Source organism: Mucilaginibacter gotjawali (assembly GCF_002355435.1).
Taxonomy (GTDB): Bacteria; Bacteroidota; Bacteroidia; order Sphingobacteriales; family Sphingobacteriaceae; genus Mucilaginibacter; species Mucilaginibacter gotjawali.
In genome coordinates this window covers 2,739,399-2,755,635 of record NZ_AP017313.1, presented here as the reverse complement: position 1 = coordinate 2,755,635, position 16,237 = coordinate 2,739,399, and the positions used below count along the sequence as shown (strand labels likewise).

Genomic DNA, 16,237 nt, shown 5'->3' with positions numbered 1-16,237 from the left:
GTTTCTTATAGTACCTGGCTTCATTATATTTAATAAAGCCCCGTTTTATGGGGCTTTATTAAAAAGATTCAATTAAAATTTCACACTAATCCCTACGTTAACAACGTAATCGGCAAAAGCAGCATCGCCATGCGTATAATTTCCTGTTAACTCTGTTGTTCTGATATCAGCTACGCTTTGTGTGCGATCCCTTAAAATAGCAATAGGCAAATAGGCATATACCGATACGTTTTTCATCCGGTAATTAACGCCTGGTTCAGCTGACAAAATCCATCCCGGCCTTCTGAAACCGTCGCTGCCACCAATCAGGTCATGAGAAGGCAGGCATTCATAACGTGCACCTGCTGAAAAATCAAAATGGTTTACACCCAGGCTAAATCCCGTTCTAGCCATTATTTGGTCCGGAATACTCATTACATCACTCGTTACAAGCATTGAATTGGCACTTGGTGTACCGCCGCGCGCGGTAGATACGCCATTGACATCCTGCGGATTCATCAGGTAGAAAAATGTTCCGTAAAAACCAAAGCTGTGGGTAAAATTGTAAAATGCGTTCACCTCAGTTATTAATCCTGTTCCGCCATCACCCGGCTGGATAGACTGATCGACAGGGCCTAAACGTTTTGACCCATTTGGCCCAACGTTATAAAAATAACTTTGCGCGTTATCATTTCCGGTTGGTAATTTAATACCCAGGCCTAATTGGATATTGCCTTTATGTGCTTTGGCAGGGTTCAACAACCATCCGAAACCTACAAGGGTAATGTCGCCGACACCCGAGGCATAGGTATTGTGGCGCTGTGATCCGCCATGCTCATAAAGTGATGATCTGCTATTTGAAATAATCGGAATATCAAACGCCATAGACCAGCGATTATTAAAATTGCGTGTTAATGAAAAATCCTCAGTAAAAGCATGATTGATTACGTTTGTGCCCTGTGCAATACGCTGGAATTGCTCTTGTTTACCAACAAAATGCCTGAATGACCTGAAATAGCGTGTATTTGCATTAAACAACCAACTGCCTTGCGGGGCAAGGCTATCCGGGTGTTCAGCCATTGTACAAAGCCCACCCGTACTCCTGATGGCCACGCAACCCTGTGCAAAAATGTTGTTTTGCGTAAATAAAAAGTATAAGCAAATTCCGAAAAGTATTTTTATAGTTATTTTCATTTGGTTTTTCTGATATTATTTTTTTTAAGCTTAAATGTTAAAGTTTTTAAAAGGCTCCGTTTTACCGGAGCCTTAACCCACCTTCAAAAGGGTTTATTAATCAACTATATCTTATTATTTTACACCTGCACCATCCGACTGCGCCCATTGAACAGCGTATTGGCCAACTTTTGCACCGGTTACCAGGCCAACCTGGCAATCGCTGCGGTAATGTATTGCACCATACAGTCTCGACATTGAGGCCTGCTGTGCCAGGTCGGTAAACTTGCTTCCCCTGTCAGGCAGCAGATAAGTTAAAACCGCAGCAGCAGCACCACTGAAATTGGAGTGCCCCGAGGTGTACGACGGGAAGTTTGGTATCCCTGTTAATGTTTTAATTTGCGGGTTAGCCTGGCTTGGCCTCATATTAAAGTAAAAGTATTTGGTATCCCAGCAACATATAGCTGCATCCATTTCGGCTATATTTAATAAAGCGTAATTGCGCGCCCAACGTACTTCACTATAATGTTGCTGAACGAATTCAGTTTCAGCGATGGCGTTCCAATGGCCGGGCGGCGTATAGGTACCGGCACCATCTGCCCAAAATTCCACCTGGGCCTGGTGTTCCCGGGTGGGGTTCTTGCTATAGGAAAGCACTTCTGCTGCTTCTGCCTTAAAGGCATCAGAACCTGCCAGAAACGGCGGAGCCGGGCGCAACGATACAACAGTTAAAGTATCAAACAAAAACGGAAGCACTTTACCAAATAGGGGCAGCATAGGCGGCCTTGCTGGTGTTTCAAGGCTCGTCCAATATTGGTCACCCCTTGAAGTTGCATTGGTTTGTAACGATAGCCATTCGGGTGCCGAACCAATGGCCTTGCCTGCACGGTCGGTTTTGCCGCGGGCAACAAACACATCAGCCACCTGCGAACCTAAAGTTTGTCCGGCAGTAAGTTCTCCGCGAACGTTCGCACCGGCCATAATCCGGTACTGCATTTCTTCATTTGCCTTTTGCTGTATATAATTAACCTCTGTCGGGAATAAAAACTTTAACATTTCTACTGTTGCGCCTGCTATAACAGCATCTTCACTCGGATAAGAATACAAGGATGATTTAGGGGTAACCGGAACAATTGACGGAACATTTTTATATACCGCAGCCCGTTTATAAAGGTTTTTAAAATGGTATGCGGTTACCAAGGCATCATATTGTGCTGCGCTTACGTAAGCATAAGCGCGGGCGGCATAGGGCGGGTTTGAAAATGGAAATTCCGGATAAGCAAAAGGGTTTGCTGAACTCGGGAATGGATAGGTACCGTCCGGGTTCTGGTATGGCGGTAAATTGTATTTCGCCACCAGTTCGCGTAAAATTTCATTCCAGCGCAAAACGGCGCCGGCGCTCCAATAGGCGATGATGGCCTTTTGATCATCGCTTAAATTATTCTGATAGGATTTTACCTCATTAACATCGGCAGTATAGGCCGCCGAATTAATAGCATCTGGCGCCGCTACAGTAAATGCACCTGGATTTGCTATTAAAACAGTTTTCCAGGTATCCGCGTTCACGTCCTCATTTGATGGTTTAAGGGCCTGGAAGGTACTTGTACGGTCAATAATCTCTTTACTGCATGACCCTAAAAAAACTACGGCTGCAATTATTATCAGCGGTAAAAAATTAAGTAATCGTCTTTTCATGGTTAAATTTATTTAGCGTGTTTTTTGTTAAAGTCAAATACATATTGCACCGCGCCGAAAAAATCGGTGCTTTGGCCAACATTGCGGCCTTTTAAAACGTAGTTTCCACCGGCAGTCAGTTCCAGGCCGGTAACGCCATCGAAGCTATATTTTACCAGGCCACCTGCTGTGGTAAAATTCATCCTGTTGCTTGGAAAAGGCATATCGTTTTTACGGATGTCAAATCCGCCTAAAGTGGTGGTTTGTGAAACAATACCCTCGATATTTAATTTAAGGCTTCGGTAGCCTGCACTAAACAAAAGGTTATTAACATTTGGCATGTACACCCTGTTGCTGTAAATCATTTGAGTGGTGTAGTATGCATTCTGGTCTATAGTAATGTCACTGCGTTGAACATATTGAGCCGCTCCGGCAACAAAAAACCTGCCTGTTTGGTAATTAACCAATCCGCGGAGAGACGCTGTTTGTGAATGAAGACCGATAGATACCGGTAAAAAATTAGGTTCATAATTACTAAGAGGTAGTGTACCCGAAAGAATTGCGTGTACACTAAAAATCCCTTTTCCTATTTCTGTTTGAAAAGCCAGGTATTTTAGCGTAAGTGTAAGATCCTGGAAACCGCTTTGGCCCTTAAGCGTTCCGGAAGTAGCATTAGTGGTAACATAAGGAACAGTAAATAAAAGGTCCAGCTTGTTGGTGATGCCATAATTGCCCATCGCCATATACGAATTGGCAGACAAGGTGCCGATATTTAAGTTGTTACGCTTAAAGGTACCTTCCCAATAATTGGTCCAGCTGCTGTGGTCGAAACTAGCCACTGCGCAAAACATATTTTTGGGGATCATCAATGCATCCGCATCAGTTTGAGCTTGGGTAATTTGGCCCAGCGACGTTAATAAAAACACCGTTAAACAGGATCTATAAAAATATAGACGTAAAGGTTTCATCATTTGATAATTATAAAAGGTTAAAATAAAAGGGTTAATGCATGTTGTTTCGATGCCAGCGAAATAGTAGTTCGCAGCCTCGGTGATTTAATTGATGATCACAAGCCAGAGATCAGCTGTTAAAAAAAACCCTCTGATCCGCAGGCGGACAGGTAAAACCAGTATTAAGCGCATATCAAATGGCCTCAAACAAGCTTTTTGCTAAAAATAAATTGCATTTACCAGCCGCGATAGTCAATATTCAGGCAGGTACAAAGGGTCAAAAAAACAGCAATATTAGCTGATGAAATTGGGCGGTTTGCCCGGAGATTCGATATAAGGATTGTGTAAACCAACGGCAACACTTTTGCAACAAGGTTTAACCAGCGTTTCAAACGCTGCATAATGATATTTGAAAACAGGCAGGCTGTATTCGTCGGAAGTGCTTAACTTCTTCATTCCCTGTTCGCCTTTCTTGCTCATAGGGACATCACTTATTTCTTTGGCAGTAATAATATTTGCAGCCACTAACCGTGTTTTGGCAGTATTTGGCAAGCAAATAAAATACATGGTGTCTCTTGTCATTTTCAGCTTTACATAGTTGTAATAGGCATTCTTCAATTGAACCTGGCCTGCTACAACTTCGTATTCTGTCCAATCGGTTATTGTTGGCATATGAACGGGGACCTTTAGCTCTATAAACCTTGAATCATTTATTTTATCATTGTATACCTCTTTAACCATCTGGGCATCCGCCTGGTGGATAAAATATTGGTAAAACAAAGCGTACCCACCTAAGTTAAACAGGTGAACACTCAATAATATGATGGCAAATAATCGTTTCAAGTAAACCTGATTATCCTGAGTTTATAATAGTTTGCTGTAAATTAAATAATAATTTTCTGAATTGTAAAATATTTTAGAATAATTCCATATAATATTTTAGAACTATTCTATATAGCAATAGTTGTTGTTTTTAGCAACCGTTTAATTTAGTGGGGGTTATATTTGCAACATGTTATTTAGCGGCTCATTACAAATTAAATATGAATGATTTTTTAGCGGCGCGTTCGCAAATGGCTATTTCGCTGGGATTTCACATTATTTATTCATGTGTAGGCATGGTTATGCCACTTTTTATGGCAGTATCTCATTATAAATGGATAAAGACGGGAGACCCCGTATATAAAAACATTACACAGGCATGGAGCAAAGGCGTAGCTATTTTTTTTGCTACCGGCGCGGTATCCGGGACTATCCTTTCGTTTGAGCTTGGCCTTTTGTGGCCAAAATTCATGGAACACGCCGGGCCTATTTTTGGCATGCCATTTTCCCTTGAAGGTGTAGCCTTTTTTATTGAAGCGATAGCGCTTGGATTTTTCCTTTACGGATGGAACCGGTTCAATAAATGGTTCCATTTATTTACGGGCCTGATTGTTGGCATAAGCGGGATCATTTCGGGTATACTGGTAGTTTCTGCCAACTCCTGGATGAACAATCCAACGGGTTTTGATTTTGTAAACGGCCAATACTTAAATATCGATCCTATTAAAGCTATGTTCAATGGTTCGTGGTTTACCGAAGCGCTGCACATGAGCCTGGCTGCATTTTCGGCTACCGGCTTTGCGGTTGCAGGTATCCACGCGCTAATGATTGCCATGAAAAAGAACATTCTCTTCCATACAAAAGCATTTAAAATTGCTATCATATTTGGTGCGGTTGCCGCTATTTTGCAACCATTTAGCGGCGATTTGTCTGCGAAGAATGCCTATAAAACCCAACCAGCCAAGCTGGGTGCAATGGAAGCTTACTATCACACCGTACCCTATTCTCCGCTGGTTATTGGCGGAATTCCGGATACGGCCGCTAAAAAGGTTAATTATGGTATCGAGATTCCTGGTTTGTTAAGCTTTTTAGTACATGATAATTTTAAAGAACCTGTTAATGGGCTGGATAAAATCCCGGTTCAAAACCAGCCCCCTGTTACCATTACCCATCTTGCTTTTGAATTAATGATCGCCATAGGCTCTGCAATGATGCTTTTGGGCTTGATTTATTTTACGGCATTATGGAAGAAAAGAAGCTGGTTGTCCAAAAAATGGTTTCTTAATCTTTTTATATGGGCCACGCCATTTGGTTTTATTGCTGTTGAAGCCGGCTGGACAGTTACTGAAGTTGGCCGCCAGCCGTGGATTATCCAGGGCATTATGCGTACCAGCCAGGCCGTTACTCCTATGCCGGGCATTCATTATTCATTTTACCTTTTTACCGCGGTCTATTTTACTTTAAGTATCGCGGTGATCGTTTTATTAAGCCGCCAGATAAAAATGGTACCCGAATTGTACGACCGTTAATTTGATATTTATGCTGTATGTTGTAATTGCCTTCCTGTTTTTAGCCATCGTGCTTTATTTTCTGCTTGGCGGGGCTGATTTTGGGGCGGGGATAATTGAACTGTTCACGTCAGAAAAAAACCGGCAGCAAACCCGTAAAACCATGTACCAGGCCATCGGCCCTATATGGGAAGCCAACCATATGTGGCTCATTATTGCTGTTGTGATCCTTTTTGTGGGCTTCCCTGTAATATACAGCCAGATGTGCACTTACCTGCATATTCCTTTACTGGTGATGCTGATGGAGATTACCGCGCGGGGCACAGCATTCGCTTTCAGGAGTTATGATGCGGTAAAGGGCGAACGAACTCAAAATCTTTATAACCATATCTTCGTTTACTCCAGTTTCATTACGCCATTGTTTTTAGGGATAATTGCCGGCAGCGCCATTTCAAGGCAAATCGACCTGCATCCTGCAAGTTTTGTTGCCGGGTATATATTCAGCTGGCTCAACTATTTTTCTGTTGCGGTAGGCCTGTTTACCGTAGCATTAAGCGGATACCTTGCCGCCATTTACCTGATTGGTGAAGCTGACGATGATAAAGACGCCAAACGTTTTATCAAAAAAGCAAAATACATGAATATCATCGCGGTGATTTTTGGCGGTATGGTATTCATTGCTGCCGGATTTGAAAATGTACGGCTGGCACACTGGATTTTCGGCAACTCCGTAAGCCTTACTGCCGTAATTGCCGCCACTATTTCCCTTATTTTACTGTGGGTTTTGATCAGTCGCGGCAAAAAAAAGATCATCCGGATATTCGCCGGTTTTCAGGTCACTATGATACTTTTAGCTGTTGGCTATATGCACTATCCCTATTTTATCATGATAAAAGGCGGGCAAAACCTATCGCTGATGTCACTCCATGCCCCCAATAAAACTATTGACGACCTGGGCTGGGCGCTTTTTATCGGCAGCTTTTTGATATTACCCTCCCTGTTTTACCTGTACTATAGTTTTCAGAAGAAGAATGACGTTGTCTGAACTCGAATTTTTCGAATTAAAGAATTACCGGAATTTTCAAAATATACGGGTTAGCAATTCTAAAAATTCCGGCAATTCCAAAAATTCGAGTTCAGACTATAGCCGCTTCACTTTTATACTTCTGAACCAGGCCTCGTTACCATGATCCTGCAATAATAAATGTCCTTCTTTAGCTTCGCCGAAGTTTTTCCAGATCACATACTTGCTTATTTTAACCAGGTCCTCAAACTCTTTTGAGCCGCGTTCATATTCCAATACTTTGATGCCATTAAGGTAATGTTCTACATGATTGTTGGGATAAACAACGATTCTCCCTGTATTCCATGCGCCTACAGGCCTTACAAAACGGGCAGGTTTGTTTGCGGGGATCAAATCATATAGTGACGCCAGTGTACGGTCACCATTGCGGCCCAGCTTAGCATCGGGGTGCAGCGCATCATCCAATACCTGGTATTCCAGGCCGATTGCTGAGCCTTTGGTTACTTCGGATAAAGTCACAAAGTATTTTACCCCGCTGTTGGCGCCCGGTGTAATTTTAAATTCAAAAGAAAGATCAAAAGCGCCATAGAGGCTATCCGTAACAATGTCGCCGCCGCCTGATTCTTCTTTTCCTTCGGAGGGCAACACATGCAAGGTACCGTCCGCATAAAGCCAGCCCTTTGGCGGGAAAGTTTTTAGCGTTGCTCCGCGCCAGCCATTGGATGTATGGCCATCGTACAACAATCTCCATCCGCTTTGCTGCTCATGCGGCGAAAGGGTATTTGTTTGATAATTTACAGTATAAATATCTTTAGGGAACGCTTTAAACTTTAAATTTTTAGTTTGAATGCGCAGATTTTTAAAATACACTTTTTTGCCCGCCTGATCCGGCGTGGTTACCGCGTGAACCTGCAAACCGATAATGCCCTTATTGTCAACTGTATCAATCACATCAGCAACGGCAGTGCCATTTACCCAGGTGCGCATCTCATTGCCAATACATTCAATGCGGATATGGTTATAAATACCCACCTTAAAAGCATCTTTTGCTTTAGCATTAAGATCGAGCGGGTAAATCCAGTCCCTGCGGCCCTCATCATATATGCCCCCCGACCATTTCCTGTCCGAAGGGTCAATCTCAAACTGCCTGCCATAAACTTTGCCTTTCCCGTTATTTCCCGCAGGGTCAAAATGGCTACGCACCTGTACGCCCGAATTGCTTAACGGGCTTTCAATTTTTGTATCCAGCTCAAGGATAAAATCGCCATATTCCTTTTCAGTCACCAAAAAAGTATTGCCGGAGTTAAGAACTGTTGTACCTACGATGTTGCCATCCTCTACTTTATAGTCCGCTGTACCTGCGAGGCGTTTCCAGCCCTTTAGGGTTTTCCCGTCAAACAAGGATGGGGTGCTTTGCGCCAGGCAGATCGATGTGGTGGCAGCAATAAACAGTATAATTAAAGCAATTGATCCTGATCTTCTCATAATGTTCTATTCAGCATTGATATTATTGTCTTATATAAAATCACTTTTATGCATAGTTCGCGATTGCTTCGTGCCTCGCAACTTTTTATCTACACTTTCACTTCCCACCCTTTTTCATATTCCCTGTGCCAAAGTTTCATCGCTTCAGGGTCGTTCAAAATATGGCCGTTAGTAGGGTCGATATGCAACACCCTGTCAACCCGGTAAGAAATATTACCCAGTTGAGGCAGCAAGGTAGATTTAAAGCCTGTTTCAATCGGGCAATTTAATTGTGCAACGCCACGAACCGAATCCACAAAGTTTTTCATGTGCATGCCGTCGAGCGCTTCTGTAGGGCTCACCTTATTGGTGGCATCAACCACTACGTCGTCTTTAACTTCTTTTACCAGTTTATTATCGCCATCATAAACCGTGTAGCCGTTGCCGCCCTGGTAAAATATGGTTCCTTTATCGCCGTAAAAAATCACCCCGCGGCCAAGGCCTTCTATATTAAAGCCATTGCAGCTTCTTCCCTCCCATTCGGCTGCAGTGTCATTTGGGAAATTATAAAGGATATTTTGTGTATCAGGCGTTTGCCAGTCATCTTTAAAATGAAAACGGCCGCCGGTTGAAACCACTTTATTCGGAAAATCAACACCCAGGCCCCAGCGGATCACGTCCAGCTCGTGGGTGCCGTTATTTAAAGCTTCGCCTGTGCCCCAGTTCCAGAACCAGTGCCAGTTATAGTGGATCAGATTATCTTGATAAGGCTTGCGTGGCGCCGGACCCTGCCAAAGCTCATAATCCAGATTTGCCGGCACAGGTACCACTTTACCAATACCAATGCTTGCCCGGTGATTGGTATACCATCCTTTCGCATAATAAGCGCGACCGATAATGCCATCGTGCAATTCCTTTATCATGCCCTGTACGTTAGAGAACGAACGGCGCTGGCTGCCCATCTGCACCAGTTTATTATACTTTTTAGCAGCTGCTACGGCCATTTCCCCTTCATGCGGGTTATGGCTGCAGGGCTTCTCTACATAAACATGCTTACCTGCCTGGCAAGCCATTATGGTTGCCGGGGCATGCCAGTGGTCGGGCGCCGCTATCACAATAGCATCTACGTCTTTTTTCTCAAGGAGACGGCGAATATCCGTTATACCCTGCGGTTTTTTGCCGGTTTGCTTATAAAGATCATTTGTGGTTTTATCCACCACATTCGAATCCACGTCGCAGATATAGCCTATCTCCACATTGGGAATTTTGGCGAAGTTTTGAGCAAGGTAGGCTCCCCTGCTATGGGTACCCATCATACCGATCACCACTTTTTCATTAGGAGACCCTTTGAAAAACCCTGCGGCCTTACCAAATTGCGGCGCAAGCAGGAAACTTGTTCCGGCTACCGATGTGCTTTGAATAAATTTACGACGATCCATGTTTATGTTTAGTTAGAATAGTTGTACTCGTTGTAAAGGTTAGAAAGGTTCAACCAATAAACTAATGAACAAGTGAACCAATTAGACCCCGGCGAACGCTGAAAACCCGCCATCCACACAAATCATTGACCCGGTTACAAATGCCGAGGCATCGCTTAACAGCCAAACCAATGCACCTATTAACTCATCAGGGTGGCCAAAGCGTTTAAACGGAGTATTGCGGATCACCTTTTCGCCTCTTTCGGTATAACCGCCTTCAGGTGTGGTTAATAAATTCCTGTTTTGCTCGGTGAGGAAAAAGCCCGGGGCCAGTGCGTTCATCCGGATAGCATCACCATAACGGTTAGCCAGTTCAACGGCAAACCATTGGTTATAACAGTCAACTGCCGCTTTGCCCATATTATAGCCAAGTACTTTGGTGATGGCCCTTTTTGAGTTCATCGAGGAAATATTTACGATACTCCCCTTACCTGTTTTGGCAATGGCCTCACCAAATACTTGAGTTGGATAAAGTGTGCCCCATAAATTCAGCTCAAGCACTTGTTTCATTCCTTCCAGGTTCATGCTGAAAATGTCTTCATCAGGCTGTAAAACTCCTTGAGGCATATTACCACCGGCGCCATTAACCAAACCATCCAACCTGCCAAAAGCATCCAGGATTTTATTTTTTGCGGCGATAAGTTCATTTGCATTTAAAACATCGGCTACCAAAGCAATTGCTTTACCGCCATTTGCATTGATGTGATCTGCCCGTTCTTCGGCAACTTCTTTTTTTCTGCCTAATATCCCAACAGTGCCACCTGCTGCAACAATGCCGTTTACAAAGGCATTACCTAAAATACCGGTACCGCCGGTAACTACAATTACTTTTCCTTCTAATGAAAATTGGTTGGACATATTTTTATCTTAAATCTGTTATTGAAATCGGGTCCATATCCGTATAATCCATGTTCTCTCCAGCCATGCCCCAAATAAAGTTATAATTGTGCGTACCACAACCCGAATGAATACTCCATGGCGGCGAAACCACCGCCTCGTAATTATTTAGGGTGATGAGCCTTGTTTCATGCCCTTCGCCCATAAAATGCATTATTTTTTGCCCGGCCGGCAGGTCGAAATAAAAATAGGCCTCCATCCTCCTGTCGTGGGTATGCGCCGGCATAGTATTCCATACACTACCAGGTTGCAAAGTGGTAAGTCCCATCACCAACTGGCAGCTTTTAATACCATCTTCATGGATATATTTGTTAATTGTACGTAAATTTGCGGTAGCTAGGCTTCCTGCATCTACTTTCGCGGCCTCTTCCATTGTCATGAGCCTTACCGGATAACTGGTATGCGCCGGGGCAGAAAGGAAATAAAACACCGCTGGTGTTTCGCTTTTTTTACTGGTAAATGCAACCCGTTTTACACCTTTACCGATGTAAATACAATCAAATTTTTTCAGGTTGAAAGACTTGTCATCGGCAGTAACTAACCCATCACCAGCCACATTAATAATCCCGATCTCCCTCCGCTCTAAAAAATATTCAGCTTTAAGGTTAAAATAATTACCGAGCTCAAGTTGTTCGGTTACGGGGTTGGCTGCACCCACTATCATCCGGTCGTAGTGGGTATAAACGCAATTGACGGTATCTTTTGAGACGATTTGATCGATCAAAAACCGCTCCCTGATCAAGGCAGTATCGTAACTTTTAAAATCAGCGGCATGAACGCTATGCAGAACTTTCAATTTTTATGTATTGGTTATAGTTTTTGTAAAGGTTGCGGTTGATTTAATAAGATAGTTAATAAATCAAATTCCTTAACCATAAATCAAAGGTATCATTTACCATTACAAAATCCGGTAAAATAGTTTTTACAATAGGTTAATTTTTTGTTGATATTAACGTATTAAAACACTTACAAATCAAAAAAAATGGATAAACAGGATCTTGACGAAAGAATTAATAAATAATTATATTGTTACTTTATAAGGCGCTGCAGATAAATAGTATTGGTAAATATTTTGACATGTGCTGATTTTACCCCAAAAAGCGTTTTAATATTTTTCATCAAAGTGATCGTGGTCAATATTATCCGTTAATATTTTATTAACTTTGGTGAGATTTGATAAATTTCCTGTATGCTAATGAGAACATTTTTATATTGGATACTTGTTTTTCTCGGGTTGGTTATTACCGTTGCCGTTGCAATGATGATAATTAAATGGAGTGTAACAACGCGTATTTAAAATTATCTAACACACCTAACCTTAATCATGCTAAAAAATGCCTTGCTTTTTTTAACAATTGGCTGTTTATTCACATTTCTGCCTGAAAAAACGTCCAATTAAAACTTTATTAAAAAAAGATTTGCGGAGAAAGATTAAAATCTTACTTTTGCAGCCCCGACGGGGTGTAGCGTAGCCCGGTATCGCGCCACATTTGGGATGTGGAGGCCGCAGGTTCGAATCCTGCCACCCCGACTGCAAAAAGGCTCTTATTTAATTATAAGGGCCTTTCTTGTTTTCCAGAAGTACTGGATCAAGCAGAATAAGGATGGGTCATGACGAAAAGTTGGGGGAATAAAAAATTAAGCATATATATTTGCTAGTCTAAAGAGGAAGAAAGAATTAACCTGAAAACCCTGCTCCCCGGCCCGGAGCACTAAAATCTGTAACCGGCTGACATGAAAAAAACATTTTTCTGTATACCCCCTAGCATAGGTCCTCACTCAAATAGTAGCCCCTAATCAGGCGACAACAACTACTACCCCCCTGCCTTATTCCTAATTTTACGCCCCGCATCCCCATCATAATATCCCTTCATTAATTAAACCTTCCGCTTATCAAATATGACGGAAGTCATCTTTAATACACCACTCCTATCATTTTTAAGGCAGTTTAATGGGTTTACTTTTGATCTAGCGATACTTAACCACAATGATAATGTTTTACAGCACTAAGCACTTAAAAGCAATTTACCCTGCCATTTTAATTTTTACCGCTATCGCTTTTATGATGTCGTCCTGTGTGGATCAAAAGCAAATTGCTTATTTCCAAAAGGGAAGCCAGGATCATGATACCATTACTGTTGCACAGGCCTTTGTACCCAAGATTCAAACAGGCGACATACTATCCATTTCAGTGGGGTCATTGAACCCAATGGCGAGCAGCTTTTTCAATCCATATTCTACGATGCCTGTAGCTTCAGACAATCCGACTGGAGGAAATACCGGAGGCGGAGGAGCTCCTGCTGCCATCTCACAACCCGCAGCGCCCGGGTTCCTGGTAGACTCAGCGGGCATCATTGAAATCCCGCTTATCGGTTCAATAAAAGTGTCGGGCCTTAGTACGTCACAATTAAGGGTAATATTAAAAAAACGCCTGGTGACATATTTAAAAGAGCCTACGGTAAATGTAAGGTTCCTGAATTATAAAATATCAATTATGGGCGAGGTTGCCCGTCCCTCCGTCTATGTGATACCGAATGAACAAATCACTCTACCGGAAGCCCTGAGCATGGCCGGCGACCTTACTATTTTCGGAAAAAGAGATAATGTGCTCGTTATCCGCGAGCATGACGGCAAAAAAGAGTTCGGCCACGTTAACTTAAATAGCAGGGAGCTTTACAGTTCGCCTTATTATTATCTGCACTCAAATGATGTTATTTATGTTGAACCCGGAAAAGGCAGAATTGCCCAAACGGATAAAACCTACCAGATTTTACCTATAATATTGAGCGCACTATCATTCATTGCTATTATTTTTAGTTATAGTCACATAAAGCTTTAAACCAATTACTTGTATTGTTACAAATGGATACTATTGATGATACTGATGGAAATATAGAACAGGATAATAATGGGCCTGATTTACGGGAAACACTTTTCAAATACCTAAGGCACTGGAAATGGTTTGTTACCTCTGTCATCCTTTTTCTAATACTGGGATATATTTATGCAAAGCTTTCAACGCCATTATATAAAATCGAAACTGATCTGCTGATTAAAGACAATAAGAATAAAATGAGCGGGCAAAGCGATCTGCTTAAAGACCTTGACATTTTTTCGTCCGGTAAGATTATCGATAATGAAATACAGATCTTAAAATCCAAAACCATTTTGAAAAAAGTGGTAAGCGCACTAAAATTACAAACTTCGTATATCAACACAGAAAGTATACCGGAAAGGGAAGTTTATGAAGATAAGCCATTCGATGTCGAATTATTGCAACCGAGTGGCAACGCTTACAAAACTATTTTAACAATACAATTATTAAATGCAGCGGAAGTTAAGGTTAGTGGTAAAAAATATGCTGTAAATATACCGGTCAAAACGGAGGCCGGAATGATTTTGATTGAGCCAACCGGGAAAGGTTTATTTTCCCAAACGCTTAGTGTTAAATTTAATGATATGGCTGATATCATTGAACAATATGCCAATAATCTAAAAATAAATCCGGTTAGCAAGGAGGCCACTTCCTTAATTATTACCATGGAGGACGCCATTCCACAAAGGGGACAGGATTTTTTGAACAGGCTGGTTGAAGAATATAATATGGCCGCTTTGGAAGATAAGAATAAGGAAACTTCAAAAACCCTAACCTTTATTACCGACCGGCTTGATGGAATAGCAGCAGAGCTCAGTACAGTCGAAAAAAGCGTCGAGCAGTATAAATCAACAAATCGTATAACTGATATTAGCGCAGAATCGAAAATATTCCTGCAAGGGGTGCAGGATAACGATACAGAGCTAAACAAGGTTTTGATCCAGCTCAGCGTGCTGAAAAACCTTGAAAACTATTTACGAAAAAATGATGACCAGCCGTCAGCATTACCCTCCCTTTTGGGGATTGCGGACCCTACCTTATTAGGATTGGTTTCTCAGCTTGGAGAAACTCAACTCAAAAAACTCAGTTTACTGCAAACGGTGCCCGAAACAAACCCATTGGTTACTACATTTACCGACCAGATTAATTCATTAAAAAGCGCCATACAGGTATCGGTTCAAAACTTAAAAAAAGGATTGGAAATAACCAGGCAGCAACTGCAGGGTAAAAATAACCAATTCGAATCTGTTATTAGAAAGGTTCCAACCATTGAGCGGGGATTACTGGATGTAATGCGTCAGCAGGATATTAAAAATGCCTTATTCACTTATTTATTACAAAAGCGCGAAGAAACTGCCATGCAACTTGCTTCGGGCGTGGCAGATAGCAGAACTATTGATCCGGCAACGAGCAGTAAGTACCCTGTAAAACCAATAAAAAATCTGATTTATATTGCCTTTTTAATCGCGGGAATTATTTTGCCCGGAGGTATTATTTACTTTAAGGCATTATTAAATTTCAGGGTCAACCGTAAGCTTGATATTGAGCAGGCTACAAATATCCCGGTAATCGCTGAAATCTCGCGTTCAGACGGCAAGGATGCTTTATTGATAGTTAACAAGTCTCGTTCTATTGTTGCCGAACAGATCAGAGCGTTACGTACTAACCTGCAATTTGTTATTCCTCTGGAAAATCAAAAAATAATTTTGGTCACATCCAGCATCAGCGGTGAAGGAAAATCATTTGTTTCACTAAACCTTGGCGCCAGTTTAGCCATGTCAGGTAAAAAAGTGGTGATTTTGGAAATGGACTTACGTAAGCCTAAATTACACAGTGGCTTGGGTATTGATAATATCCAGGGCTTATCAAACTACTTAATTGGTAAAGTAAATTACAAGGATATACTGAAACCAATAGCTTTACAGGAAAATTATTATATCATAACCAGCGGTGCCATCCCCCCCAACCCGGCCGAACTGCTGGTTAATGGCCGGGTTTCAAAGCTCATTGAGGAGCTTAAACGGGATTTTGACTATATCATTTTGGATACCCCACCTGTTGGTTTGGTTACAGATGCACAGATATTGGGTGCCTATGCTGATCTCACACTATTTATTGTGCGCCATAACTACACCGCTAAAAGCCAGATAAATACAATTGATAAGCTCTACCGCACCAGGAAGTTCAATAACATGAATATTATTCTGAACGCTATTGACATGCAAAGCGCTTATGGCTATAGTTATGGCTATGGTTACGGATATGGCTATGGTTATGGTTATGGTGGCGGTGGTTATTACCAGGACGATCCTAAAAAGCAATCTTTTTTTAAGAAGTTAATAAAGAAAAAATCACATGATTGAGCTTATCGCACTGCCTTAAACGAACATTTT

The 16,237-nt window shown here is 42.0% G+C and carries 12 protein-coding genes and 1 tRNA gene; 5 read left to right on the top strand and 8 right to left on the bottom strand.

Features of this window, described 5'->3' with window-relative positions:
* Positions 1 to 72 precede the first annotated feature (72 nt).
* The 4 genes from MgSA37_RS12350 to MgSA37_RS12335 all read right to left on the bottom strand — a co-directional run bounded on the left by MgSA37_RS12350 (position 73) and on the right by MgSA37_RS12335 (position 4,619).
* Complete coding sequence (locus MgSA37_RS12350) at positions 73 to 1,173, bottom strand: hypothetical protein (protein ID WP_172885319.1); 1,101 nt, start codon at positions 1,171 to 1,173, stop codon at positions 73 to 75.
* Between the two features lie 114 nt (positions 1,174 to 1,287).
* A complete protein-coding gene (locus tag MgSA37_RS12345) occupies positions 1,288 to 2,847 on the bottom strand; it encodes a phosphatase PAP2 family protein (RefSeq protein WP_096352288.1) in 1,560 nt (519 codons plus the stop codon).
* An 8-nt stretch (positions 2,848 to 2,855) separates the two neighbouring features.
* Positions 2,856 to 3,752, bottom strand: a complete 897-nt coding sequence (locus MgSA37_RS12340; RefSeq protein ID WP_096352286.1) for a transporter family protein — start codon at positions 3,750 to 3,752, stop codon at positions 2,856 to 2,858.
* A gap of 318 nt (positions 3,753 to 4,070) precedes the next feature.
* Entirely contained in the window at positions 4,071 to 4,619 is a 549-nt protein-coding gene (locus MgSA37_RS12335) for a hypothetical protein (protein WP_157750552.1), read from the bottom strand.
* Between the two features lie 200 nt (positions 4,620 to 4,819).
* Between MgSA37_RS12335 and MgSA37_RS12330 the strand changes: the two genes are divergently transcribed.
* Both MgSA37_RS12330 and MgSA37_RS12325 read left to right on the top strand, forming a co-directional pair.
* Complete coding sequence (locus tag MgSA37_RS12330) at positions 4,820 to 6,127, top strand: cytochrome ubiquinol oxidase subunit I (RefSeq protein WP_096352283.1); 1,308 nt, start codon at positions 4,820 to 4,822, stop codon at positions 6,125 to 6,127.
* A 10-nt stretch (positions 6,128 to 6,137) separates the two neighbouring features.
* Positions 6,138 to 7,151: a cytochrome d ubiquinol oxidase subunit II gene (locus MgSA37_RS12325; protein ID WP_096352282.1), complete on the top strand. Its 1,014-nt coding sequence runs from the start codon at positions 6,138 to 6,140 to the stop codon at positions 7,149 to 7,151.
* 96 nt (positions 7,152 to 7,247) lie between these two features.
* Here the strand turns inward: MgSA37_RS12325 and MgSA37_RS12320 are convergent, their stop codons facing one another.
* The 4 genes from MgSA37_RS12320 to kduI form a co-directional block, all read right to left on the bottom strand.
* Positions 7,248 to 8,615 (bottom strand): 3-keto-disaccharide hydrolase, encoded by a 1,368-nt coding sequence (locus MgSA37_RS12320; RefSeq protein ID WP_096352280.1) that lies wholly within the window; start codon positions 8,613 to 8,615, stop codon positions 7,248 to 7,250.
* An 89-nt stretch (positions 8,616 to 8,704) separates the two neighbouring features.
* Positions 8,705 to 10,033 (bottom strand): Gfo/Idh/MocA family protein, encoded by a 1,329-nt coding sequence (locus MgSA37_RS12315; RefSeq protein ID WP_096352279.1) that lies wholly within the window; start codon positions 10,031 to 10,033, stop codon positions 8,705 to 8,707.
* Positions 10,034 to 10,114: 81 nt separating this feature from the next.
* Positions 10,115 to 10,930 carry an SDR family oxidoreductase gene (locus MgSA37_RS12310; protein ID WP_096352277.1) on the bottom strand — a complete coding sequence of 272 codons (816 nt, stop codon included), beginning with the start codon at positions 10,928 to 10,930 and terminating at the stop codon, positions 10,115 to 10,117.
* A 4-nt stretch (positions 10,931 to 10,934) separates the two neighbouring features.
* Complete coding sequence (gene kduI / locus MgSA37_RS12305; protein ID WP_096352276.1) at positions 10,935 to 11,765, bottom strand: 5-dehydro-4-deoxy-D-glucuronate isomerase; 831 nt, start codon at positions 11,763 to 11,765, stop codon at positions 10,935 to 10,937.
* Between the two features lie 661 nt (positions 11,766 to 12,426).
* Here kduI and MgSA37_RS12300 point away from each other — a divergent pair.
* The 3 genes from MgSA37_RS12300 (at position 12,427) to MgSA37_RS12290 (ending at position 16,207) form a co-directional block, all read left to right on the top strand.
* Positions 12,427 to 12,500: transfer RNA gene (locus MgSA37_RS12300), tRNA-Pro, on the top strand.
* 462 nt (positions 12,501 to 12,962) lie between these two features.
* Positions 12,963 to 13,808, top strand: coding sequence for a polysaccharide biosynthesis/export family protein (locus MgSA37_RS12295; RefSeq protein WP_096352274.1), 846 nt, complete (start codon positions 12,963 to 12,965; stop codon positions 13,806 to 13,808).
* A 23-nt stretch (positions 13,809 to 13,831) separates the two neighbouring features.
* A complete protein-coding gene (locus tag MgSA37_RS12290; protein ID WP_096352273.1) occupies positions 13,832 to 16,207 on the top strand; it encodes a GumC family protein in 2,376 nt (791 codons plus the stop codon).
* The last annotated feature ends 30 nt before the right edge of the window (positions 16,208 to 16,237 follow it).

Coding starts and splice junctions, on each gene's coding strand:
- MgSA37_RS12310 (WP_096352277.1), bottom strand. CDS start 10,930: ATGTCCAACCAATTTTCATTAGAAGGAAAAGTAATTGTAGTTACCGGC.
- MgSA37_RS12350 (WP_172885319.1), bottom strand. CDS start 1,173: ATGAAAATAACTATAAAAATACTTTTCGGAATTTGCTTATACTTTTTA.
- MgSA37_RS12315 (WP_096352279.1), bottom strand. CDS start 10,033: ATGGATCGTCGTAAATTTATTCAAAGCACATCGGTAGCCGGAACAAGT.
- MgSA37_RS12325 (WP_096352282.1), top strand. CDS start 6,138: ATGCTGTATGTTGTAATTGCCTTCCTGTTTTTAGCCATCGTGCTTTAT.
- MgSA37_RS12345 (WP_096352288.1), bottom strand. CDS start 2,847: ATGAAAAGACGATTACTTAATTTTTTACCGCTGATAATAATTGCAGCC.
- MgSA37_RS12330 (WP_096352283.1), top strand. CDS start 4,820: ATGAATGATTTTTTAGCGGCGCGTTCGCAAATGGCTATTTCGCTGGGA.
- MgSA37_RS12320 (WP_096352280.1), bottom strand. CDS start 8,615: ATGAGAAGATCAGGATCAATTGCTTTAATTATACTGTTTATTGCTGCC.
- MgSA37_RS12295 (WP_096352274.1), top strand. CDS start 12,963: ATGTTTTACAGCACTAAGCACTTAAAAGCAATTTACCCTGCCATTTTA.
- MgSA37_RS12290 (WP_096352273.1), top strand. CDS start 13,832: ATGGATACTATTGATGATACTGATGGAAATATAGAACAGGATAATAAT.